Annotated in this window: 21 protein-coding genes and 1 pseudogene; 15 read left to right on the top strand and 7 right to left on the bottom strand. The window is 37.5% G+C overall.

What is annotated here, in order from left to right:
* Positions 1-72: 72 nt before the first annotated feature.
* From SRT_RS09175 to SRT_RS09155, 5 genes are all read left to right on the top strand, one after another.
* Positions 73-1,776: an acetolactate synthase large subunit gene (locus SRT_RS09175; protein ID WP_128833873.1), complete on the top strand. Its 1,704-nt coding sequence runs from the start codon at positions 73-75 to the stop codon at positions 1,774-1,776.
* Positions 1,769-2,251 (top strand): acetolactate synthase small subunit, encoded by a 483-nt coding sequence (gene ilvN / locus SRT_RS09170; RefSeq protein ID WP_002262761.1) that lies wholly within the window; start codon positions 1,769-1,771, stop codon positions 2,249-2,251. The genes SRT_RS09175 and ilvN overlap by 8 nt, the downstream gene beginning before the upstream one ends.
* A 66-nt stretch (positions 2,252-2,317) precedes the next feature.
* Positions 2,318-3,340: a ketol-acid reductoisomerase gene (gene ilvC / locus SRT_RS09165; protein ID WP_128833872.1), complete on the top strand. Its 1,023-nt coding sequence runs from the start codon at positions 2,318-2,320 to the stop codon at positions 3,338-3,340.
* A gap of 240 nt (positions 3,341-3,580) precedes the next feature.
* Complete coding sequence (gene ilvA, locus SRT_RS09160; protein WP_128833871.1) at positions 3,581-4,831, top strand: threonine ammonia-lyase IlvA; 1,251 nt, start codon at positions 3,581-3,583, stop codon at positions 4,829-4,831.
* Between the two features lie 54 nt (positions 4,832-4,885).
* Positions 4,886-5,776 (top strand): SPFH domain-containing protein, encoded by an 891-nt coding sequence (locus SRT_RS09155; protein WP_128833870.1) that lies wholly within the window; start codon positions 4,886-4,888, stop codon positions 5,774-5,776.
* A 116-nt stretch (positions 5,777-5,892) separates the two neighbouring features.
* On the opposite strand, the gene SRT_RS09150 is transcribed toward SRT_RS09155, so the two are convergent.
* The 6 genes and pseudogenes from SRT_RS09150 to SRT_RS09125 form a co-directional block, all read right to left on the bottom strand.
* Positions 5,893-6,528, bottom strand: coding sequence for a TetR/AcrR family transcriptional regulator (locus tag SRT_RS09150; protein ID WP_128833869.1), 636 nt, complete (start codon positions 6,526-6,528; stop codon positions 5,893-5,895).
* Between the two features lie 25 nt (positions 6,529-6,553).
* Complete coding sequence (locus SRT_RS09145) at positions 6,554-7,741, bottom strand: ABC transporter permease (protein WP_128833868.1); 1,188 nt, start codon at positions 7,739-7,741, stop codon at positions 6,554-6,556.
* The gene (locus SRT_RS09140) at positions 7,738-8,460 is read right to left on the bottom strand and encodes an ABC transporter ATP-binding protein (protein WP_128833867.1); all 723 of its coding nucleotides are present in this window, start codon (positions 8,458-8,460) and stop codon (positions 7,738-7,740) included. Before SRT_RS09140 ends, SRT_RS09145 begins: the two co-directional genes overlap by 4 nt.
* A gap of 195 nt (positions 8,461-8,655) precedes the next feature.
* Positions 8,656-9,245: pseudogene (locus tag SRT_RS09135) on the bottom strand (VanZ family protein).
* A gap of 300 nt (positions 9,246-9,545) precedes the next feature.
* A complete protein-coding gene (locus SRT_RS09130; RefSeq protein WP_128833866.1) occupies positions 9,546-10,286 on the bottom strand; it encodes an amino acid ABC transporter ATP-binding protein in 741 nt (246 codons plus the stop codon).
* Positions 10,286-11,839 carry an ABC transporter substrate-binding protein/permease gene (locus SRT_RS09125; RefSeq protein ID WP_128833865.1) on the bottom strand — a complete coding sequence of 518 codons (1,554 nt, stop codon included), beginning with the start codon at positions 11,837-11,839 and terminating at the stop codon, positions 10,286-10,288. The genes SRT_RS09130 and SRT_RS09125 overlap by 1 nt, the downstream gene beginning before the upstream one ends.
* Positions 11,840-11,992: 153 nt before the next feature.
* Between SRT_RS09125 and SRT_RS09120 the strand changes: the two genes are divergently transcribed.
* The 10 genes from SRT_RS09120 to SRT_RS09075 all read left to right on the top strand — a co-directional run bounded on the left by SRT_RS09120 (position 11,993) and on the right by SRT_RS09075 (position 23,078).
* Positions 11,993-13,894 (top strand): DUF2207 domain-containing protein, encoded by a 1,902-nt coding sequence (locus tag SRT_RS09120; RefSeq protein ID WP_161940053.1) that lies wholly within the window; start codon positions 11,993-11,995, stop codon positions 13,892-13,894.
* Between the two features lie 63 nt (positions 13,895-13,957).
* A complete protein-coding gene (locus SRT_RS09115) occupies positions 13,958-14,803 on the top strand; it encodes an undecaprenyl-diphosphate phosphatase (protein WP_002262750.1) in 846 nt (281 codons plus the stop codon).
* A 90-nt stretch (positions 14,804-14,893) separates the two neighbouring features.
* Positions 14,894-15,616 carry an adaptor protein MecA gene (gene mecA / locus SRT_RS09110; protein ID WP_128833864.1) on the top strand — a complete coding sequence of 241 codons (723 nt, stop codon included), beginning with the start codon at positions 14,894-14,896 and terminating at the stop codon, positions 15,614-15,616.
* A gap of 5 nt (positions 15,617-15,621) precedes the next feature.
* Positions 15,622-16,782: a rhamnose-glucose polysaccharide biosynthesis protein RgpB gene (rgpG, locus tag SRT_RS09105; RefSeq protein WP_128833863.1), complete on the top strand. Its 1,161-nt coding sequence runs from the start codon at positions 15,622-15,624 to the stop codon at positions 16,780-16,782.
* A gap of 74 nt (positions 16,783-16,856) precedes the next feature.
* On the top strand, positions 16,857-17,627 hold the full coding sequence (gene sufC / locus SRT_RS09100; protein WP_128833862.1) for a Fe-S cluster assembly ATPase SufC: 771 nt from the start codon (positions 16,857-16,859) through the stop codon (positions 17,625-17,627).
* 37 nt (positions 17,628-17,664) lie between these two features.
* Positions 17,665-18,927, top strand: coding sequence for a Fe-S cluster assembly protein SufD (sufD, locus tag SRT_RS09095; RefSeq protein ID WP_128833861.1), 1,263 nt, complete (start codon positions 17,665-17,667; stop codon positions 18,925-18,927).
* Between the two features lie 4 nt (positions 18,928-18,931).
* The gene (locus SRT_RS09090; RefSeq protein WP_128833860.1) at positions 18,932-20,161 is read left to right on the top strand and encodes a cysteine desulfurase; all 1,230 of its coding nucleotides are present in this window, start codon (positions 18,932-18,934) and stop codon (positions 20,159-20,161) included.
* Positions 20,148-20,591 carry a Fe-S cluster assembly sulfur transfer protein SufU gene (gene sufU / locus SRT_RS09085; RefSeq protein ID WP_128833859.1) on the top strand — a complete coding sequence of 148 codons (444 nt, stop codon included), beginning with the start codon at positions 20,148-20,150 and terminating at the stop codon, positions 20,589-20,591. Before SRT_RS09090 ends, sufU begins: the two co-directional genes overlap by 14 nt.
* Positions 20,592-20,602: 11 nt before the next feature.
* Positions 20,603-22,018, top strand: coding sequence for a Fe-S cluster assembly protein SufB (gene sufB, locus SRT_RS09080; RefSeq protein WP_128833858.1), 1,416 nt, complete (start codon positions 20,603-20,605; stop codon positions 22,016-22,018).
* Between the two features lie 286 nt (positions 22,019-22,304).
* Positions 22,305-23,078 carry a DUF6612 family protein gene (locus SRT_RS09075; RefSeq protein WP_128833857.1) on the top strand — a complete coding sequence of 258 codons (774 nt, stop codon included), beginning with the start codon at positions 22,305-22,307 and terminating at the stop codon, positions 23,076-23,078.
* 183 nt (positions 23,079-23,261) lie between these two features.
* Here SRT_RS09075 and pbp3 read toward each other — a convergent pair whose 3' ends face one another.
* Positions 23,262-24,503, bottom strand: coding sequence for a D-alanyl-D-alanine carboxypeptidase PBP3 (gene pbp3, locus SRT_RS09070; RefSeq protein WP_167373735.1), 1,242 nt, complete (start codon positions 24,501-24,503; stop codon positions 23,262-23,264).
* Positions 24,504-24,687 lie beyond the last annotated feature (184 nt).

Raw genomic sequence — 24,687 nt, 5'->3', positions numbered from 1 at the left:
AAAGTGTTATGATATAAACTAAGTGATTTGAATTTTTTGAAAATTTGAACAATAATTGAAAAGGAGGTTTCTGTGGAAAAAATATCTCTTGAAAATCCTAAATCAGGCTCAGAACTTCTTCTTGATACTTTGGCAAATTTAGGAGTAGAAACTATTTTTGGCTATCCTGGTGGCGCTGTCTTACCACTTTATGATGCTATTTATAAACAAGACAACATTCGTCATATTTTAGCGCGTCATGAACAAGGAGCAGTGCATGAAGCGGAAGGATTTGCAAAGTCAACAGGGAAACTTGGTGTAGCTATTGTTACCAGTGGTCCTGGAGCGACTAATGCCATTACCGGGATTGCCGATGCTATGAGTGATAGTGTCCCAATGTTGGTTTTTACTGGGCAGGTTGCAACTCCGGGTATTGGTAAAGATGCCTTTCAAGAAGCTGATATTATTGGTGTTACGATGCCAATTACTAAATATAATTATCAGGTTCGCGAAACAGCCGATATCCCAAGAATTGTAACAGAGGCTGTTCATATTGCGACAACAGGACGTCCTGGGCCAGTCGTTATTGATTTACCTAAAGATGTTTCTGAGAAAAAAGTAAGTTCTTTTAATGAAACGACAATTAAAATTCCGGGTTATCAACCAACCATTGAGCCAAATAATTTACAAATCAAGAAAATCTTGAGCCAATTAAAAAAGGCAAAAAAACCTTTGATTCTAGCAGGTGGCGGTGTCAATTATTCAGGAGCTTCTGCAGAACTTATTGCTTTTGCAGAACGTTATCAGATTCCTGTTGTCTCAACGCTTTTGAGTTTGGGAGTTATGCCAATTGACCATCCGTTATCATTAGGGATGGGAGGGATGCATGGTTCTTATGCTTCCAATATGGCTTTGACGGAATGCGATTTTCTCATTAATTTTGGTTCGCGATTTGCGGATCGTTTGACAGGAAACCCTAAGACTTTTGCCCAAAAGGCTGTTGTGGCTCATGTTGATATAGATCCTGCTGAAATTGGTAAGGTCGTTAAGACGGCTATTCCAGTTGTTGGAGATGCCAAGAAAACCTTAAAACAGCTCTTAGAGTCTGATAAAGTATCCACAAGACACAGAGAATGGACGGATAAGGTCTTGCAAAATAAGGCTAAGGCTCCATTTAGTTATAAGTTTGACCAAGAAGTTATCAAACCACAGCACGTTATTGAAACAATTGGTAAATTAACAAAAGGTGATGCCGTTATTATTACGGATGTTGGTCAGCATCAAATGTGGGCAGCTCAATTTTATCCTTATAAAAATGAGCGTCAGATTATCACATCAGGCGGCCTAGGAACAATGGGATTTGGTATTCCTGCAGCTGTGGGAGCCAAATTAGCTAATCCTGATAAAGAGGTTGTTCTTTTTGTTGGTGATGGCGGTTTTCAAATGACTAATCAAGAGTTGGCTATTTTAAATGGTTACGGCGTTCCAATTAAGCTTGTCTTAATTAATAATCATTCTTTAGGAATGGTTCGTCAGTGGCAGGAATCTTTTTATGATGAGCGTCGCAGTGAGTCAACCTTTGATGATGAACCTAATTTCCAACTTTTAGCTGAATCTTATGGGATCAGCCATTATAAATTGGACAATCCTTTGACTTTAGAAAAAGATTTGGAAGTTATTTTGGAAAACAAGCCTATGTTGATAGAAGTTGATATTTCTAATCGTGAGCATGTTTATCCAATGGTACCATCAGGAAAGAGCAATGCGGAAATGTTGGGGGTGACTTTTAATGCGTAGAATGTTAACAGCCAAACTTCAAAATTCCACAGGAGTCCTGAATCGTTTTACAGGAGTTCTTTCTCGTCGTCAAGTTAATATTGAGTCTATCTCAGTAGGTCATACTGAAATCCCCAATATTTCAAGAATTACCATTATTATTGATGTTGACTCCTTGGAGGAAGTTGAACAGATTATGAAGCAGCTTAATCGTCTAATTGATGTTGTTCGTGTTCGAGATATTACAGATAAACCTCACTTGGAACGCGAAGTCATCTTGATTAAGGTTGCTGCCCCAACTAGTAAGCGTGCGGAGATTTTGGCGATTATTCAGCCTTTTCGTGCCAGTGTTATTGATGTCGCACCAAAGTCTATTACTATTCAAATGACTGGTGATGCAGATAAGATTGAAGCTCTTATTCGAGTCATTCAGCCTTACGGGGTGAAAAATATCGCTCGTACGGGAGCGACAGGCTTTACTAGAGATTTATCCTAATACTTTAATTTTGTTAACCTTTGCCCTAATGGCAATAAAAAATATTTTAGAAAAGAGATTTTAATTATGGCAGTAGAAATGTTATATGAAGCAGATGTAAAAGTAGCAGCACTTGATGGCAAGAAGATTGCTGTTATTGGTTATGGATCACAAGGACATGCGCATGCCCAAAACTTGCGAGATTCAGGTCATGATGTTATCATCGGTGTGCGTCATGGGAAATCATTTGACAAAGCAAAAGAAGATGGTTTTGATACTTATGAAGTTGGTGAAGCTACTAAATTGGCTGACATTATCATGGTTTTAGCACCAGATGAAATTCAAAAAGATATCTATAAAGATGAAATTGCTCCTAACTTAAGTGCTGGTAAGGCTCTTGGTTTCGCTCATGGTTTTAATATCCATTTTGGTTATATTAAGGCACCAGAAGATGTAGATGTTTTCATGGTTGCTCCTAAGGGACCAGGACATTTGGTACGCCGTACTTATACAGAAGGGTTTGGGGTACCTGCTTTGTATGCTGTTTATCAAAATCCAACTGGTAATGCTGAAAATATTGCAATGGATTGGGCTAAAGGAATCGGTTCTGCACGTGTAGGTCTCCTCGTAACAACTTTCAAAGAAGAAACGGAAGAAGACCTTTTTGGGGAACAAGCGGTTCTTATGGGTGGTTTAACTCACCTTATTGAAGCTGGTTTTGAAGTTCTTACTGAAGCAGGGTATGCTCCACAATTGGCTTATTTTGAAGTGCTTCATGAAATGAAATTGATTGTAGACCTTATCTATGAAGGTGGTTTCAAGAAAATGCGTCAATCATGTTCAAATACCGCTGAATTTGGTGACTTTGTGACAGGCCCACGTGTTATCGGTCCAGAAGTAAAAGAAAGCATGAAAGCTGCTCTTGCTGATATTCAATCAGGTAAATTTGCCCGTGAATTCGTGGAAGATCATGATGCTGGCTTCCCACGTTTGAAAGCTTTCCGTAAAGAAGCTGAAGGACTCGAAATTGAAAAAATTGGTGCAGAACTTCGTAAAGCAATGCCATTTGTTAATCAAAACGATGACGATGCTTTCAAAATCTATAACTAAAATAAATGACATGAAAAGTTGGATGTTTTCCAGCTTTTTTATGTTTTTAAAGAATGCCAGCAATGGCATTTGAAGTCTCCTTATCAATTTTTGGGTTTGCAGTTTGTTCCTGTTTCGTATAAAATACTTAATATTGCTTGTTAAGTGTTTTTGTTGTCAAACGGACAGATTCCGATATATCATTTTAGCGATTTTTTTGTTATAATAAATAGACTGAATATTTTGAAAAAGAGGACTATTATGATTTCAGCTAAAGATGTGGTTGCTGCTAACAAAATCTTAAAAGATGTTGTTGTTCGAACACCACTTGATTTTGATCGCTATTTGTCAGAAAAATATGGAGCGACAATTTATTTAAAACGTGAAAATATGCAAAAGGTGCGTTCTTTTAAAATTCGTGGCGCTTATTATGCTATTTCACAATTATCAGATGAAGAAAAGGCTAGGGGAGTTGTTTGTGCTTCTGCCGGAAATCACGCTCAAGGAGTTGCTTATACCTGTAATGAAATGAAAATACCTGCAACTATTTTTATGCCTGTAACAACCCCTCATCAAAAAATTGGTCAGGTACAATTTTTTGGAGGCACCTTTGTAACGATCAAATTGGTAGGTGATACTTTTGATGCTTCTGCTCAGGCAGCCCAAGATTATACGAAAGCTGAAGGTATGACCTTTATCGATCCCTTTGATAATGACATGGTACAAGCGGGTCAAGGAACAATTGCTTATGAAATTTATGATCAGGCTCAAGAAGATGGCTTAAGCTTTGATGCTATTTTAGTACCTGTTGGCGGCGGCGGTCTTATTTCAGGTGTATCAGCCTATATTAAAGATGTAGCTCCTGAAATTGAGGTTATTGGCGTTGAGGCAATGGGAGCTCGCAGCATGCGGGCAGCTTTTGATAAGGGACATCCTGTTAAATTAGAGCATATTGATAAGTTCGCAGATGGTATAGCTGTTCAAAAGGTTGGACGTTCTACCTATGATGTTGCTAGGAAGTATGTTGATCGTTTGATTGGTGTGGATGAAGGCCTCATTTCTGAAGCCTTGATTGATATGTATTCTAAACAAGGTATTATTGCAGAACCAGCTGGAGCAGCTTCTATTGCAGCTCTAGAAGAAATGAAAGATGATATTAAGGGCAAAACCATTGTCTGTATTATTTCCGGTGGGAATAACGATATTAACCGTATGCAGGAAATGGAAGAGAGGGCACTCATCTATGATGGCGTCAAGCATTACTTTGTTGTTAATTTCCCGCAGCGCCCAGGAGCTCTACGTGAATTTGTTAATGATATTTTAGGACCAAATGATGATATCACCCGTTTTGAATATATTAAACGTGCCAATAAAGGGACAGGTCCAGTCCTAATCGGCATTACTTTAGCGGATAAAAATGATTATCAGGCTCTAATTGATCGTTTGAGTGCTTTTGACCCGGGTTATATCAATCTTCATGGGAATGAAAGTCTGTATAATATGCTCGTCTGACTATTCTTATCAAAAAATTTGAAATAGTCTATAATATGAAAAAAGGAGATTATCATGGGAGTTTTTATTTTTTTATGTTTCATACTGTTTTTGGTCATCCTTTTGATTGCCAGTGGACTTTATGTTGTTCGCCAACAAACAGTTGCTATTATTGAACGCTTTGGTAAATATCAATTGACTTCCGCTAGTGGGATTCATTTACGTTTACCTTTTGGAATTGATAAAATTGCTGCGCGTATCCAATTACGTCTGCTTCAATCGGAAATTATTGTCGAAACTAAGACAAAGGACAACGTTTTTGTGACGCTTAATGTTGCTACGCAATATAGGGTTAATGAGCAAAATGTTATTGACGCTTATTACAAACTCATGAGACCAGAAGCGCAAATACAATCTTATATTGAAGATGCGCTGCGTTCGTCTGTTCCTAAATTAACTTTAGATGAATTATTTGAGAAAAAAGATGAAATTGCTCTTGAAGTACAGCATCAAGTTGCCGAAGAAATGTCAACTTACGGTTATATCATTGTTAAAACCCTGATTACTAAGGTTGAACCTGATGCCGAAGTTAAACAATCCATGAATGAGATTAACGCTGCACAGCGTAAGCGCGTTGCTGCGCAAGAATTGGCAAATGCTGATAAAATTAAAATTGTCACTGCTGCAGAAGCTGAGGCTGAAAAAGACCGTCTCCATGGTGTTGGTATTGCCCAACAGCGTAAGGCGATTGTTGATGGTTTAGCTGAGTCTATCATGGAATTAAAAGGTACTAATGTATCATTGACAGAAGAGCAAATCATGTCTATTCTTTTGACCAATCAATACCTTGATTCTCTTAATACCTTTGCGCAACATGGCAATAGCTCCATTTTTTTACCTGCTAATCCTGAAGGAGCAGAAGACATTCGGACACAAGTCATGTCTGCTTTGAAAGCAAGATTGTAATAATTATAAAAATTCTAGCTCATCATAATGATGAGCTAGAATTTTTGCTTTTATGACTTTAGTTCACTACGTTTTGTAAGTGCGGTACAATAGCGATTAGTCAAGATTTTGAGCTTTTATTTTAGTGTTAAAAGAGATAAAATTTGTTTTTCAATTAAGTCCAAATCATCTGCTTCTGAGAGTGTTGGTATATTTAAAATAAAACGCTGTGTGAAGTAAGCAAAGAGTAAGCCAACGTTGGTTCTGATAACCTCAATACCACTGAGGTTAGGATTAATTTGAGGATTAATCTGTTTTAACGTTTGCCAATAAGCCATAAAATCTTTTGAAATTGTAAGTTGAATATTGGTTAACAGTGTTTTTCGTAATTTTATATTGACAAGAGCTTCTTGGATAAGAATTTTGATAAGGTCAGCATTCTGAGTCAAAAATTGAAAACGATCCTGAACAATAAAGTGAACAACTTCTTCAAGTTTAGTATAAGCTTGTAATTTTGGGAAAAAATCTCTTTTTAGTTCAGGAATCATAGGCTGCATAATTTCTGATAGGAGGTCACTTTTGGTTTTAAAATATTTAAAAATCGTTGCTTGGCTAATTCCAGCCTTTTCTGCAATTTGGGCAGTTGAAGTCCCATTATAGCCTTGCTGAGAAAAGAGCTCAATAGCAGCGACTAGTGTTTTCTTTTTCCCCGCAGGCATTTTGTGATGCTCTAGCCAATCCTGATAGTTGTGTAAAATCGTGTTGTTTTCCATAATTACCTCACTCTTATTTCTTTTATTATACCTTGCGGTAGCGTTTTAGTCCAATAACATTAAGCGCCGTTAAAATAGTTAAGAAGATAAGAAGGGCAAACAAGTCAGGTTCAAGATCAAAAATACTAGTACCATTTAAAATAATTTTTGATAGAGCATGTCCAGTGTAATAGAGAGGTAAAATTTTACCGAGAGATTGTACCCAGTCTGCCATGGAATCTAGTGAAATAATGCCTGAAAAAAAGATTTGTGGAACAATAACAATAGGAATAAATTGCATCATTTGGAATTCTGATTGGGCTAAGGTGGATAGCAAAAGACCAAAGGATAGGGCAACGAGAGCAAAGAGAATATTAACAACAATAACATCTCCTATATTACCAAGAACTTCTAAGTCTAGAAGCCAGATAGTTGACAAAACAATAACCGTTGTTTGCAATGCTGCAATGAGACTATAAGACAGCATATAACCAAAGACGATATCAGAGCGTTTAACTGGTGTAGCTAAAAGACGGTCAAGTGTACCTGTCGTGCGTTCTTTAAGAAGAGCCATACCTGAGATGAGGAACACGAAGAAGAAGACAAAGAAGCCCATAAGAATTGGTGTCATTTTAGTAAAGAAAGTAGTGTCCTTATCCCCATAAATGTAGTTTTCAGACAAATCAAATTTGGTTTGTTTGGTATTGACTTTAGTTTGCTTATCTCCAGTGTTATTTGCAGCTTGTGCTTGCGTTCCGTTATTAATTTCGGACTGTACAGAATTACCTTGAGCTTGAGCAGCTTTGGCCTGTGCTTCCTGCGCTTTTTTGAGATTTTGAACCAATTTTTGGACCTGTGTCTGTTTTAGAGTATTTTTAATAGCTTGTCGCGTTAAACTAGTTTTGCTAGGGTCAGTGTTGGCATAGGTCATCTCATAATTTTCCTTGTCTTTGTAAACAAGTATGGCATCGACTTTTTCATCTTTTAAAGCCTTTTTAGCAGCTTTTTCTGTCTTATAATCCTTGCTACTAATATGTTTGATATCATCTAATGCTTTTGTGACAGTATCAGAGACATTAACAGAAGCTATCTTAACATGGGTATCTGTACTGGCAGAAAAGGCGGCATTCATCAGCCACATGATGAAAATGGGTGCTAAAAACAAGAGTGCCAGAGATCGTTTATCACGTAATAATTCTATGAGTACTTTTTTTGAAATGGCTAAAATTCTCATCGTAATTCTCCTTCTGCCTTCAAGAAAACATCTTCAATAGTATCAACAGCATAAGTAGATTTTAAATTGGCAGGACTATCAAAGGCCATAATTTTGCCATCCAATAATAAACCAACCTTATCCGTTAATTCGGCTTCATCCATAACGTGTGTTGTAACTAAAATACCAACACCATCTTTTTTTAATTGGCGTAGCTCTTTCCAGACCTTGCGGCGCAATGCGGGATCAATCCCAACAGTTGGTTCGTCAAGGATAAGGAGTCTGGGATTTCCTAGAAGGGCAATGGCTAAAGATAGACGGCGCTTCATTCCTCCAGAATAACCTGCAACTGACTTATTAAGGTGCTCAGACAAATCAACAACTTGGGCAGCATGGTCAATGGCTTGGGGAATCTCTATTCTAGTTAAGCCCTTCATTTGGGCAAAAAATGCCATATTTTCCAAACCAGAAAGTGTTTCGTAAAGCGCATCGGATTGTGCCATATAGCCGATTTCTCCCAAAATATGTCGATTTGGCATATGATGGTTGAAAACGAGTGCATCCCCTTCATCTGCCTTTTCCATACCAAGCATGGTTTTTATCATGGTTGATTTTCCGGCACCTGACGGACCAATCAAACCAACAATTTCACCAGCAGCTAAACTGAAATTAATATTGTTAAGGACAACTTGATGACCAAAATTTTTTCGAATAGCTTGTAAATCTAGCAATTTTTCCATAAAGACTTCTTTCTAAAAAATAAAGTGAGTGAGTGCTTACTTATGCACTTAACTCATTATAGTAAGTGTTCACTCACTTGTCAAGAAAAATTAACTCATTTTACAAAAATTTTTAAACGAAACAAAAATACAAGAGTAAGGCGATAATAGCTCTTCTTACTCTTGTAGTATTTTAAAAACAGAATTTTCTTAAATTTAATTGCTTCTATAATTTTTTATCCATTTTTGTAACTGGAAATGAAAGGTATTACCAATAGCAATGCTAAGAAGGTTTAAGGTGACATCACCCAAATCAAGTGTTCCCAAATGAAACATATATTGACAACTTTCTATTAATAAAAGTCCCAACAAAGAGAAAGATAAATTGGTTTTTGACAGAGGAAACAGAAGACCTAAGGGGATGAACATAAGTAGATTCATGACGGGGACAAATTTACTGCCATTAGCTATGTCGGTAATAAAGGAAAGAGGATTAAGCGAGAGTCCTTGAGCACCAATGTCTTTTAGAAAGATAACATAAATGAGCATCAAAATGTAAATTAAGTAACAGATCATGATGCTTGTGTTTCGGATTTGCTGTGTCTGGCAAAACTTTAGAAAAACAAAAGTAAAATAAGTTAAGATAAGAGTAATGATGATATTAAGTCTCAAAGCAAAACTCATACCATAGTTAGAAATGTAGTGAGCATAAGAAATGAGAAAGTGATCGTAAATCCATTTTGATATCACAAAGGAAAAAAGAAAAGAGGTAAATTTTGCAATCCATTTTTTTGTGAAGTTATCATAGTTAGACCTCCTTTTTGATTCTCCGTTAATACTCACTAAAGAAAAGTTTGTTCCTATCTTAAAGAGTATCAATTCAAATGAAACCCATTAAGTCTTTTCTTTTGACTTTGGTATATTTCGTTTGAATTTGCTTGACTATGATTATAAAGATATAATCTTAATCTTTCTTTAAGTGGGTTATTATGTGTTTCAACAGCTGGTTGATGATGTCTATTTAATAAGGCAGTTTCTTAATTATTACGGCGAAAGTTGTAAAACTAAAAAACCTGCTAAGTTTGCCTAGCAGATTTTAGATAAGTTTACTTCAAAAAACGCTGTAAGAAAACTTTAGTGCGTTCTTCTTGAGGATTTTCAAAGATTTGTTTAGGTTTTCCGCTTTCTGCAATGACACCTTGATCCATAAAGATAACGCGGTCTGATACATCGCGGGCGAAGTCCATTTCGTGAGTAACAATCAGCATAGTCAGGCCTGATTTGGCTAGATCTTTGATTGTTTTTAAAACTTCACCGACCATTTCAGGATCAAGAGCAGATGTCGGTTCGTCAAAGAGAATGGCCTCTGGATTTACGGACAGGGCACGCGCGATAGCAACCCGCTGTTTTTGCCCGCCTGAAAGCTGACTGGGTTTTGCCTTCCAATACTGTTCAGTCATACCAACTTTGTTGAGGTTGTCTTTAGCGATTTTTTCTGCTTCTGTACGATTGCGCTTGAGGACGGTTGTTTGGGCAACTATGGCATTTTCAAGAACATTAAGATTGTTGAAGAGATTGAAAGATTGGAACACCATCCCTAAATTCTCACGATATTTGGTTAAGTCATAATTTTTTTCAAGCACATTTTGTCCGCGATAGAGAATCTTACCGCCAGTAGGTTTTTCAAGGAGGTTAATAGAGCGTAAAAATGTTGATTTACCAGAACCTGAGGAACCAATAATGGAAATGACTTCTCCCTTTTTGACTGTTAGAGAAATGTCTTTGAGAACTTCATTTTTTCCGAAGGATTTTTTTAAATGGTTAATTTCTAAAATAGTATCAGTCATTAGTGTGTTTCTCCTTCAATTTTAGTGTAATTGTCTTGGTCCATTTTTCTTTCAATCAAACGGAGAATACGTGTCACTGTAAAGGTTAAAATAAAGTAGATAACAGCGATAATAAAGAAGGTTTGGAAATATTGATAAGTTTGGGTTGCAACGGTATTACCTGAGAAATAGAGTTCCACAACAGAAATGACATTCAAAACAGAGGTATCCTTGATATTAATGACAAATTCATTACCTGTCGCAGGGAGAATATTGCGGACAACTTGTGGAAGAACAATCTTTCTCATGGTTTGTCTGTGAGTGAAGCCAAGTGCTGTTGCTGCTTCAAACTGTCCTTTGTCAACGGCGAAGATACCGCCACGAACGATTTCACTCATATAAGCACCTGTATTAATAGAAACAATAAAGATAGCAGCCAGTGTACGATCAAGAGAGACTCCAAAAGCTTGAGCCGTTCCGTAGTATATCACCATGGCTTGTACAATCATAGGTGTTCCTCGGAAGACTTCAATATAAACTGTGAGTAACCATCCAAAAATTTTTTGTAACCAAGCTAAGATGAGATTGGACGCTTTTGGAGCAGTACGATAAACACCAATAAGAAGGCCGATAATCAATCCAGCAATCGTACCAATAATTGAAATGAGTAAAGTAACACCTGTCCCGCGGAGGAGAGCTTTCCAGTTATTTTGGATAATTTTGCTGACTTGATTGAAAAAGCTCGTTTTAGTTTTAGTCTTATCAGTTTCATTTTGGCTAGGTTGCAAAGGAATAATCTTATCCATTAGAGCAATTTGATCTTTTAAGGGAAAGTGAGCCAAAGCAGCATTGACTTGTTCTATCCGAGGGTCGCCTTTGCGCATGCCAACAGCAATAGCCACATCGGATTCACTAACTTTGAAGCCGTTTTTTAAAGAGACCATTTTAAAGTTAGCATTTGCCTTAGTAGATGACAGGGCTTCAGGGCGTTCTGAAACATAGGCATCAATAACATTGGAAGCTAAGGCTTGCCGCATTTGTGAAAAATCTCCCATAGCTGTTTCCCGAGATACTTTAGGAATCTGATTAATCAAATTATAGAGATAAACACCTTGTTGGGAGGTCACCTTTGCGCCTGAGAAGTCATTGAGATTTTTGGCTTTAGCATATTTACTGTCTTTGCGTACAACAAGAACAGGCTCGCTAGTATAGTAGCTGTTAGAAAAGGCAATTTCTTTTTTTCGTTCTTTGGTTGGACTCATTCCAGCAATAATCAGGTCAATTTTGCCGGATGTTAGGGCTGGTACAAGTCCTTCCCATTTTGTTTTAACAATGAGTGGTTTTTTGCCCAGAGCTTTAGCAATTTTTTTAGCTGTTTGAACATCGTAGCCGTTTGCGTATTGCTTTGTTCCTTCAATAGGGACAGCCCCATTGTTGCTATTGTCTTGGGTCCAGTTGAAAGGCGCATAGGCTGCTTCCATTCCAACACGTAGGTAGTTGTCTGCCTGAGCATTTGTCACACCAATAAACAGCATGAAAAAGGCAGCCAGACAGCTCAAAATTGTCTTTTTCATTCAGAAGACTCCTGTATAAAATTTTTTACTTTATCATTTTACAGCAAAAAGTAGCGTATTTCAATATCACTATCTGAAAATAGAAGGTTTATCTTTGACTGGGTTTTATGATAAAATAAGAAAAAGAATTCTTGATATTACTGAGGTTTATAAATGAAGAAATTACTGCTTTTTTTAGCAACCTGTTTATCTTTGATAACGACTAGCCTTGTTTCAGCTAAGGATGTTGATTATAATATCAGACTTTATTGGGGAAAGCTGACACTTAATAAAGATAATACAGCGACTTTTCAACAGGATCTTGTTTATGATTTTGCTTCATCCTATAATGGCCAATACGTTACCTTGGGTTCAGCAGGGAATGTACCTAAGGGATTTAAAATTAATAGCCATCCTGAAGTGAAAGCCTATGAGGTTAATAAGCAGGGAAAATTGATAAAACGCCCGATAAAGACCAAAATAGAACAGCTATCAGACGGTTATCGCGCTAAAGTCTATAATGGTGGACATAGCGGTGATCGTGTTGTCCTTTCTTTAAAGTGGAAACTTCACCATGTCACAACTATTTATTCTGATATTGCTGAACTTAATTGGACACCAATCAGTGATTGGGATGCTCCTTTAGATAAGGTCGTCCTGACGGTTAAGGGACCTTCAAATTTGCTGGCTGTAAGCAGGTTCCATGCTCATACAGGCTACTTTAAAAAGCAGCCTAAAGTCACTCAAAAAAATGGAAACTATGAAGTTAATATTGAGGGTCTTGGCAAGAATAAAAAGTTGGAACTACATGCTTATTGGGATCGTTCGGATTTTGCTGTTGCCACCGACAAGTCAAGCAAGAGATTATCAAAGTTTCAAGCTCTTGAATCTAAAATTGCCATACGTCAGAAATTTTATCCTCTTTTAGTCGGCTGGCTGTTTCCAATGGTTAGCGCCATCCTTATCCTTATTTCTACTGTTCTTTATGCGACTTGGAAAGTGGTATTGGGACAGAGAAAAGCAGCAAGACATATGCATTTATTCAGTCCGCCGGCTGACTTATCCCCTTTGATTCTTTCTCGTTATGTTTATGATTTAGAAATTCAAGAGTTATCTCCTTTGAAAACTAAACGGAAGCGATATGATTTAGGTTTTAAAGAGCTGATTCAAGCTAGCCTCTTAGACTTGATTGATCAAGGGAAATTAGTCATTGCAGATGATCATAAATCTTTTTTTGTTCCTGATTGGAATAGAGTAGAAAATTATGAAAAAAATTTTCTTATTTTTGTTTATGGTGATAATAAAAAGACCATGCCTATTGATGGTGCTTTTGCTGATTATAAAATTGACAAAAGCATTTTCAAGGGCAGCAATGAGACAGAAATTCGCAGACGGGGTGGTGAGATTCTCCATTTGTTTGAAAATCGCATGGAGAAGTTAGATAAGGCTGTTAAAAATAAAATAAGGGCTTTGAGTTTGAGTGATATTCATCGCGAGAGAACGGACGAAGAAAAGACTCAGCTTATTTTGGTTTATTTCTTTGCTTCAGCTGCCTTGCTGTTTGCCTTTTTTGTAGGAGCTTTTGCTCTTATCAAGGGTTATTGGCTGGGGCTTGGGACCAATCTGCTATTGCTTATTGTAGCCAGTCTTTTTTTGATTTTTTATCGTCGAAAAGATGATTATTATAGTGTTTCAAGTCTTCTTACGCAAGAAGGTCTTACTATCAAACAGGGTTGGGATTCTTTTGAGAATATGATTCGTGACATTAAGAAATTTGATGATGTCGAACTTGAAGGGGTTATTATCTGGAATCGCATTTTGGTCTATGCCACCCTTTACGGATATGCTGAACGTGTTCAAAATTATTTGAAAGTTAACAATATTCATTTGCAGAACTCACAAATGAATGCTTATCTTGAGATCAACCCGAGTTACTATGTGGGACGGTCAACCGCAGATTTATCAACCTATACCTCAACTGCTACGAGTGCTTCAAACTTTTCGGTATCATCTGGCAGCTCAGGTGGCGGTGGTTTCTCCGGAGGCGGAGGCGGTGGAGGCGGCGGAGCCTTCTAATTTAGTAAACAAGTCAAATAGAGTCAGTTATGACTCATATGAAGTAAATAAAAGGGAGAAAAGATATTGTTTTTTGAAATCATTAAGGCTATTATTTTTGGGATTGTGGAGGGGATTACCGAGTGGCTTCCTATCTCAAGTACTGGGCATTTGATTTTAGTGGAAGAATTTATTCACTTTAATAATGCCAATGCAGCTTTTACCAATATGTTTAATGTGGTGATACAGCTCGGTGCTATTTTAGCGGTTGTTGTTATTTATTTTGATCGTTTAAATCCTTTTAAAAGCGGTAAAACAGCGCGTGAAGTGCAGATTACTTGGCAGCTTTGGGCAAAGGTTATTTTATCAGCTTTGCCAGCAGCTGTGATTGGCCTCATATTTGATGACTGGCTGGATGCACATTTCCAAAATTTCTTTAGCGTTGCTTTGATGCTGATTCTTTATGGTATTGCCTTTATCTACGTTGAAAGACGCCATCAAGGTGTTGAACCGCAGGTAACTCATTTGGTAAGTTTGCCTTATAAAACAGCCTTTTTCATTGGTCTGTTTCAGGTGCTGTCATTAATTCCGGGAACAAGCCGATCAGGTGCAACTATTTTAGGTGGTATTTTGCTGGGAACCAGTCGGCAAGTCGCAACGGAATTCACTTTCTTTCTCGGAATACCGATTATGTTTGGTGCTAGCCTTGTAAAGGTGCTTAAATTTATTGTATCGGGAACAATTCTAACTGGCAGTCAACTTTTCATTTTACTGGTGGCTATGTTAGTTGCCTTTGCAGTCAGCCTTTACGTTATTCGCTTCTTAACAGATTACGTTAAAAACCATGATTTTACTTTCTTTGGGAAATACCGTATCGGTTTAGGGATACTTCTTTTATTTTACGGCTTAATGAAGGTCTTATTTGGTTGAAAATTTGCTTGTCATTTTTCCCTGCTCTAAAATTGAAAAAAATGGGCTTTTCTTGTATAATGAAATGACTACTCGTATGAGGTAAAGACTATGGAAATGAAACAAATCAGCGAAACAACGCTAAAAATTACCATCAGTATGGAAGATTTAGAAGAAAGAGGTATGGAATTAAAAGATTTCTTGATTCCGCAGGAAAAAACGGAAGAATTTTTCTATACTGTTATGGATGAGCTGGACCTGCCTGAAAATTTCAAGGACAGTGGAATGCTGAGCTTTCGCGTAACACCAAGGAATGATCGCATTGATGTTTTTGTCACTAAATCAGAAATCAATAAAAATCTTAATTTAGAGGATTTGTCTGATTTTGATGATATTTCAAAAATGTCCCCAGAGGATTTCTTTAAGACCTTGGAGGAAACCATGCGTGAAAAGGGGGATGCTGCAGCTCTGGATAAATTGGCTGAAATTGAGAAAAGAGAAGAAGAGAAGACTCAGCAAGAACAAGGTGAAACTAAGGAAAAGAGGGACTACGTTCACTTTGTGCTGGACTTTCCTAATATTCAGCAAGCCATAAGTTTTGCCAAGACAGTTGACTATGATGTAGAGGCTTCAGAACTTTTTAAGGAGTCTGACGCTTATCACATGACTGTTCTGCTTAATCTCAAAGATAAACCTGATTATTATGCTGATCTTATGTTTGCAAGAATGTTGGAGCATGCTGGTAGAGGAACAAAGACACGTGCTTATCTATTAGAACATGGCATTCAGCTTATTAGGGCAGATGCTCTGCAAGAATTACAGATGATTGGATGAGTTAGATGATGCCAATTACCTTAAAATTTGTTCTTGTACTCATTGGGACACTTTTGATTTCACTTGTTTTAACTCCTTTAGTTAGATTTTTCGCTTTTAGAGTGGGTGCAGTCGATAATCCTAATGCGAGACGGATTAATAAAGTCCCTATGCCCAGTGCAGGAGGATTAGCCATTGTTATTTCATTTGTGATTGCAACACTAGTTCTCATGCCCATGATTTTAAAAACACAAATCGGGGGAAAATCTTATTTTGAATATATCTTACCAGTTGTTCTTGGTGCCTTAGTGATTGCCTTGACAGGTTTTATTGATGATGTTTATGAACTGTCAGCTAAACTAAAATTCTTAGGGACTTTGCTTGGTGCTGTTATTATTTGGATTTTTACAGACTTTCGATTTGATAGTTTTAAGATTCCTTTTGGTGGTCCCATGCTCCATTTTAGTCCTTTGTTAAGTTTCTTTTTAACAATTTTGTGGGTTGTAGCGATTACCAATGCTGTTAATCTGATTGATGGTTTGGATGGTTTGGTTAGTGGTGTTTCAATCATTAGTCTCACCACTATGGGTTTAGTATCTTATTTTTTTCTTTATGATACGGATATCTTTTTAACCTTTACCATCTTTGTTTTAATCTTTGCTATCGCTGGTTTTTTCCCTTATAATTATCATCCTGCCATTATTTATCTTGGTGATACAGGAGCCTTGTTTATTGGTTTTATGATTTCGGTTCTGTCTCTCCAGGGTTTAAAAAATGCAACTGCGGTCGCTGTTGTTACTCCTATTATTGTTTTGGGTGTCCCTATTGTCGATACGACAGTTGCCATTATCAGACGAACCTTATCAGGTCAGAAATTTTATGAAGCTGATAATATGCACTTACATCATAGATTGCTTGCTATGGGATTCACTCATCGTGGAGCTGTTTTAGTCGTCTATGGCATTGCCATGTTCTTCTCTTTAGTATCTCTGCTTTTAAATGTATCCAGTCGTCTGGGAGGTATCCTTCTTATGATTGGTGTTGCCTTTGCCTTGGAAATTTTCATCGAAGGTTTAGAATTTTGGGGACCTAAAAGAACACCGCTCTTCAAACTTTTGGCTTTTATTGGCAATAGTGATTATCGTCAAGAAGTAGTAGCTAAATATCGCCGCAAGAAGAAAAAATAATTTTTAGACAAGAAGAAAGTCCAATTGGACTTTTTTTGCTATAATGAATAATGATAAGATGAAAGGAGTGTACAATGTCTGTACTAGAAATAAAAGATCTTCATGTCTCCATTGAAGATAAAGAAATTTTGAAGGGTGTCAATTTGACCTTAAAAACAGGTGAAATTGCAGCTATTATGGGTCCAAATGGGACTGGGAAATCAACGCTTTCAGCAGCTATTATGGGTAATCCTGTCTTTGAAGTCACACAAGGAGAGGTTTTACTTGATGGTGAAAATATTTTGGAAATGGAAGTGGATGAACGAGCCCGTTTAGGACTTTTTCTTGCCATGCAATACCCATCTGAAATTCCTGGCATCACCAATGCAGAATTTATTCGCGCAGCGATGAATGCTGGTAAGAAAGATGATGAGAAGATTTCTGTTCGTGATTTCATCATGAAACTGGATGAAAAAATGGAATTGCTGGGTATGAAAGAAGAAATGGCAGAGCGCTACCTTAACGAAGGCTTTTCTGGTGGTGAGAAAAAACGTAATGAAATTCTCCAGCTTCTCATGTTAGAGCCTAAATTTGCCCTTCTCGATGAAATTGACTCTGGTCTTGATATTGATGCCCTTAAGGTCGTTTCTAAGGGAGTTAATGCCATGCGTGGTGAAGGCTTTGGTGCTATGATTATTACCCACTACCAACGTCTGCTTAATTACATCACACCAGATATTGTTCATGTTATGATGGATGGTCGTGTTGTATTATCTGGCGGACCAGAGCTGGCAGCTCGACTCGAAAAAGAAGGTTATGCCCAAATCGCTGAAGAACTCGGTCTTGAATACAGCGAAGAAGTCTAATTTGTAACTTCTTAACAAGAAAGAAAGGGAGTAACAAATGACAAAAGAATCTATTTTAACATTTTCACAATCTAAGGCAGAGCCTGCTTGGCTACAAGAAAAACGCTTAGCGGCCTTTGATAAGATTGATGATTTAGAGCTTCCAAGAATTGAACGTGTTAAATTTAAACGTTGGAATCTTGGAGATGGCACGATTGCTGAAAGTCCAATTTCCGCTAATGTTCCAGACTTCACTTCTTTTGGAGAGAATCCTAAGTTGGTTCAGATCGGCACACAAACGGTTTTAGAAAGTTTGCCAGCAAAGCTTGTAGAACAGGGGGTCGTTTTTGCAGACTTCTATTCAGCTTTAGAGGAAATCCCGCAAGTGATTGAAAAGCACTTTGCAACTGCTCTTAAATTTGATGAAGATAAGTTATCGGCCTATCATACAGCTTATTTTAACAGTGGAGCCGTTCTTTATGTGCCTGATAATGTTGAGATTGACCTGCCTTTGGAAGGCATTTTCCTACAAGATAGTACTAGCGATGTGCCACTGAACAAGCATATTTTAATCATTGCTGGACGCCATGCCAAGGTTAATTATTTGGAGCGTTTTGAGACGATTGGAGATAGTGATGTAAAGGCCACCGCCAATATTGCAGTTGAGGTTTTAGCACAGGCAGGCAGTCAAGTGAAATTTGCTGCTATTGATCGTTTGGGCAATAATATAACGACTTATATCAGCCGTCGCGGGCGTCTTGATAATGATGCCAGCATTGATTGGGCACTTGGTGTCATGAATGAAGGCAATGTTATTGCTGATTTTGACAGCGATCTTATTGGTAATGGCAGTCATGCTGAGTTGAAAGTTGTTGCGGCGTCAAGTGGTCGTCAAATTCAAGGAATTGACACTCGAGTGACCAACTACGGCAATAACTCTATTGGGCATATTCTCCAACATGGGGTTATCTTGGAACGTGGAACGCTAACTTTCAATGGTATTGGTCATATTATCAAGGGAGCTAAAGGAGCAGATGCTCAGCAAGAAAGTCGTGTCCTCATGCTTTCTGATAAGGCCAGAAGCGATGCCAATCCAATCTTGCTCATTGATGAAAATGAGGTGACAGCAGGACATGCCGCTTCTATTGGACAAGTTGACCCAGAAGATATGTATTATCTAATGAGTCGCGGCATTGACAAAGAGACAGCAGAACGTTTAGTTATTCGCGGTTTCCTTGGAACAGTTATTACTGAGATTCCTGTCAAGGCAGTTCGTGATGAAATGATTGCTGTTTTGGATGAAAAATTGGATAAGAGATAAAATCATGACATTAGATACTCAAAAGATGAAACAGGATTTTCCCATTTTAAAACAAATTGTCAATGATGAACCCTTGGTTTATCTTGACAATGCAGCTACAACTCAAAAGCCAAAACAGGTTTTAGCTTGTTTGAATGATTATTACCATCAGGATAATGCTAATGTCCACCGTGGAGTCCATACTTTAGCTGAAAGAGCAACAGCTGCTTATGAAGCTGCTCGTGAAAAAGTCCGTCGTTTTATCAATGCTGACTCAACTAAAGAAATTCTCTTTACGAGGGGGACAACAACAGGTTTGAATTGGGTTGCTCGTTTTGCTGAGGAAGTGTTACAAGCAGATGACGAAGTTCTTATTTCTGTCATGGAACATCATTCTAATATCGTTCCATGGCAGGAAGCTTGCCGAAAAACGGGTGCTAAGTTGGTTTATGCTTATTTAAAAGATGGACAGCTTGATTTAGAGGATCTTAAAAATAAAGTTTCTGCTAAAACAAGATTTATTAGTTTAACCCATATTTCTAATGTGCTGGGCTGTATCAATCCTGTTAAGGAAATCGCTCAGCTGGCTCATCAGTATAATGCTTACATGGTTGTTGATGGGGCACAGTCGGCGCCTCATATGACCATAGATGTTCAGGAGTTGGATTGTGACTTTTTTGCTTTTTCAGGTCATAAGATGCTAGGACCTACTGGTATAGGTGTTCTTTATGGTAAGGAAGACATTCTTAAGCAAATGAGCCCTGTTGAATTTGGTGGTGAGATGATTGATTTTGTTTATGAACAACAGACCACTTGGAAGGACTTGCCTTGGAAGTTTGAAGCAGGAACACCAAATATTGCGGGAGCTATTGCTCTTGGTGCAGCTCTTGATTACTTAGAAAAATTGGGAATGGAACAGGTACAGGCTCATGAGCAAGAATTAGTGGCTTATGTTTTGCCTAAGTTGCAAGCTATTGAAGGGTTGACGGTTTATGGACCTGAGAATCCTGCAAAGCATATCGGGGTCATTGCCTTTAATCTTGAGGGTCTTCATCCTCATGATGTAGCAACAGCACTTGATTATGAAGGTGTTGCTGTTCGAGCCGGACATCATTGTGCACAGCCACTGATCAATTATTTAGGCCTTCATTCAGCAGCGCGTGCAAGTTTTTATATTTATAATACAAAAGAAGACTGTGACAAACTAATAGAAGCGATTCTTAAAACAAAGGAGTTCTTTAATGGCACTCTCTAGATTAGATAGTCTTTATATGGCAGTTGTCGGGGATCATTCGAAAAATCCTCATCATCATGGTTTTTTAGAAGATGTGGAACAGGTTAATCTTAATAATCCCACTTGCGGTGATGTCATCAGTTTATCGGTTAAATTTGATGGCGATAAAATATCAGATATTGCCTTTGCAGGTGATGGCTGTACGATTTCAACCGCCTCATCCAGTATGATGACAGACGCTGTTATTGGCAAGACTAAAAAAGAAGCCCTTGAATTAGCAGATATCTTTTCTAAAATGGTTCAAGGGGAAAAAGATGATAGACAAAAGGAATTGGGAGATGCAGCATTTCTTGCGGGTGTTTCCAAATTTCCTCAACGTATCAAATGCTCAACCTTGGCATGGAATGCCCTTAAGAAAGCTATTGAGCGACAAGAAAAATTAAAGAATTAAGAAAGGGTATTATGCCGGAAAACGAAAGAGTAGAACCAAAGCCAATTGACATAGGAGACTATCAATTTGGCTTTCATGATGATGTTAAGCCGATTGCATCGACTGGAAAAGGTCCGACGAAAGAGGCTGTTCGAGAAATATCCCGTATCAAAGGTGAACCAGAATGGATGTTGGACTTCCGTCTTAAATCGCTGGAGATATTTCATAAAATGCCTATGCAAGAATGGGGTCCTGACTTAACAGGTATTGATTTTGATGATATTATTTACTATCAAAAACCAACTGATAAACCAGCACGTTCATGGGAGGAAGTTCCAGAAAAAATCAAAGATACTTTTGAAAAGATTGGTATTCCTGAAGCGGAACGTGCTTATTTAGCCGGAGCTTCAGCTCAATATGAATCAGAAGTGGTTTATCATAATATGAAAGAAGAATATGATAAACTTGGTATTGTCTTTACGGATACTGATTCAGCTCTTAAAGAATATCCCGAACTTTTCAAAAAATATTTTGCAAAATTGGTGCCGCCAACTGATAATAAATTAGCAGCCTTAAATTCAGCGTTTTGGTCGGGTGGAACCTTTATCTATGTGCCAAAAGGTGTTAAAGTAGATATTCCATTGCAGACTTACTTCCGTATCAATAATGAAGGAACGGGACAATTTGAACGAACCTTGATTATTGTTGATGAGGGTGCCAGCGTGCATTATGTGGAGGGATGTACAGCACCGACTTATTCAACAGCTAGTCTGCATGCTGCTATTGTTGAAATTTTTGCCCTTGATGGTGCTTATATGCGTTATTCAACCATTCAAAACTGGTCAGATAATGTTTACAATTTGGTCACTAAACGAGCCAAAGCTATGACAAACGCAACGGTAGAATGGATTGATGGTAATCTGGGTGCCCATACAACCATGAAATACCCATCTGTTTATCTTGACGGAGAAGGCGCGCGTGGTACTATGCTATCCATTGCTTTTGCCAATCGTGGTCAGCATCAGGATACAGGAGCTAAGATGATTCATAATGCTCCCCATACCAGTTCTTCTATTGTCTCCAAATCTATTGCTAAAGGTGGAGGAAAGGTAGACTATCGTGGGCAAGTGTCTTTCAATAAGTCATCTCAAAAATCTGTTAGTCATATTGAATGTGACACTATTATTATGGACGATATTTCAGCATCTGATACTATTCCTTTTAATGAAATCCACAATTCACAAGTTGCTCTGGAACATGAAGCTAAGGTGTCAAAAATTTCAGAAGAGCAGCTTTATTATCTCATGAGTCGTGGTTTAACGGAGTCAGAGGCTACTGAAATGATTGTTATGGGCTTTGTTGAGCCTTTTACCAAAGAACTTCCTATGGAATATGCGATTGAGCTTAATCGTTTGATTTCCTATGAAATGGAGGGTTCAGTCGGTTAATTAACACGTTATAATTAAGTTTTAGAAACAAGGAGCTATTATTGTTTCTAAAGCTTTTTTATTTATATTAAAATAAACTTTAAATCAAGTAGGAAGCCAGCAGACTGGTAAAATAACTAAAGAGGCAGATGAATGGTAGCTTCAAAATTTTGTTCTGCAATCATTAACGAATCAATCTATTGTCTCATTAAACTCAAAAAGGAGAGACAGTGGATTTGAAAGGGGTTTCAAAAAATGTTAGAATAACTGAAATAAGAATTTATGTTTAGTTGTGAAAGGAGAAGAGATGAAAAGAAAGTTTATCATTCTTATAGGCCTCTTTGTTAGTCTTTTGATAGTGACAGCTTGTGATCTTCAAAATGTTAATCAGTCCGTTAAAAAAGCGCAACAAGCAGTGAACAAACGTGATGATAAGATGACTGTCAGCGATTTCTTTAAGAAGGTCAAAAGAGCCAATCGTTCTGTAGAAACGGTGCATTTCGATATGACGACTGACGTAGAGTCACGTACGCGAAAACATCAGACCATGACAGCTGATATTGGTTATGATTCTTATGCTGCTAGTATTAATAGAGCTAACATTATTATTGAAGAAACAACTAATGGTGTGGATAGTTATCAAGAGTTAGTTGGTAACCAAAATAGTTCTCAATCACGGACTTCTAAAGACGGCAATTGGACTAAGTCAAACTCTGCAGGTAGTTATCGGGTTTATCCTAGTTATTTTAATTTTTTAAAAGTACTATATACCATGAAAGACGATTTGGTTCTTAAGCAAAGCGGCAATGTCTATAGGCTTAGCTTACGCAGTCAGAATGTAGATATCGTTTCTTTGTTTCAGGAAGAGTTGAATCTCTATTTGAGGGGAGTTAGTCAGTCAGAGTTGAAGAAGAGATTTGAAGTTACCTTTGATAAGAAAACTTTTCATTTGAAAACATTTAAATTGAGCTTATCTTATACTGGTAGCAGGGGACAGCTTGATATGATGGTCAAGGGTGAATTTTCGAAATGGAATAAGCTTTCAGATTCTCAATTTTCTGTATCCGATTCGGATGCTTAGATAATTTGTTCGTCTTACTGATTGAGCTTTAGGTTTTGTAAAATAAAACTTCTCAGCTTATTTTAGCAGAAATCAGAGAATAGAACAGAAGAACTATAATCCACACATAAGCCAGCGTTTTTAGACGCTGGCTTTACTTGTTTAAGTCTCACTGCTTTTGATTTATCACCGGACTCTTTTTCACTATAACTTCTCATTGACGTATCTGACAAAATGATTCCACCATACTTTAAGAAAGAAGCTGCGCTTCACTTCTTTTTTAGCAACTAATGGGATACTCGGTGGTGTCTCTAGATAGCCTTGACCAACGGGATTGTCATCTTTAAAAGTAGCCTTTCCGACTAGTTGTCCTTTTTTAATAACTGCTGTATAACCATTTTTTTTAGAAGTGATGGAGACAGTATTTTTTTTATGAGATAGTTTATTTTGAATGACGGTAAAATTCTTTTTAGCGACAGCAGGAACAGTTGCTCTTTTACCATCAATCACCTTGACCTTGCTTCCCTGATAAGTCTGACCTTTGTGAATAAGTGTGATGGGTTCATAGGTATTATTGACATAGTTTAACAAATTATTAGTAGCTTGAAAACGTGCGGCATCATCATCACTATCAGACTTGTCGGCATTTAAAATGACAGAAATCAGACGCATACCATTTTCCTTTGAAGTCGCTACAAAGCAAGCACCTGCTAATTCGGTTGTCCCTGTTTTTAGACCATCAACACCTTCACGCGCATAAGGCATATTTGGCAGCATATAATTATAGGTTTCCATTTTATTTCCTGAAAAATCACTGTTTGTTTTTTCCGTGATTTTTAGAACTTGTGGAAATTCTTTGATTAAGTGATGAGCGACGATAGCAACATCTCTGGCACTCATCATGTTTTCATCTTCAGAGCTGGAGTCGGGATAGATATGATCGCCCAAAGTTTTATTGTTAAGACCAGAAGCGTTAACTAACTTGGCATCTGTAATTCCCCATTCTTGTAGTTGCTTTTTCATCATATCAACAAATTTAGGCTCAGTACCGCCAATTTTTTCAGCCAAAGCGATAGCAGCACTATTGGCACTAGCAATCATAGAAGCTTCGACTAATTCTTTTACTGTATATTCTCTAGCATCCATGGGGACATTGCTGGCGCTGTAATCCCTTGTCAAACCATAAGGATAGTCAGAAATCTTAACCTTGCTAGACCAGGTGAGATCACCAGATTTGATTTCTTTATAAACCAAATAAACAGTCAGCATTTTGGTAATAGAAGCAATACCTGCAGTGGTATCGGCATCCTTTTCATAGAGAATCTTTCCTGTGTTAGCTTCAACAGCAATGGCATGCTTAGCAGAGACATCAAAGTTCTCTTCAGCCTTTACCCCAAAGCCGATTAGGGATATTAAAATGAATAGCAAGCATACAATCTTTTTCATCATAAACTTAATTATAGCATAATTTTAAGAGCGCATACGCTTTTCCTAAAAAACTTAATGCCTTTAAATAAAAAAGAGAAATTAGACTATCTTTTAGGAGTAAGACGATAAAAGTCATTTCTAAAAAAGTGCGATTGTGTTCTAAATTTATTTATGCTTCGTCCATAAAATGGGAGATTTAAAA

Origin of the sequence: Streptococcus troglodytae (assembly GCF_002355215.1) — a bacterium.
Taxonomy (GTDB): Bacteria; Bacillota; Bacilli; order Lactobacillales; family Streptococcaceae; genus Streptococcus; species Streptococcus troglodytae.
Note: the sequence above shows the minus strand (reverse complement) of the source record. Positions and strands in the feature narration are given on the sequence as shown.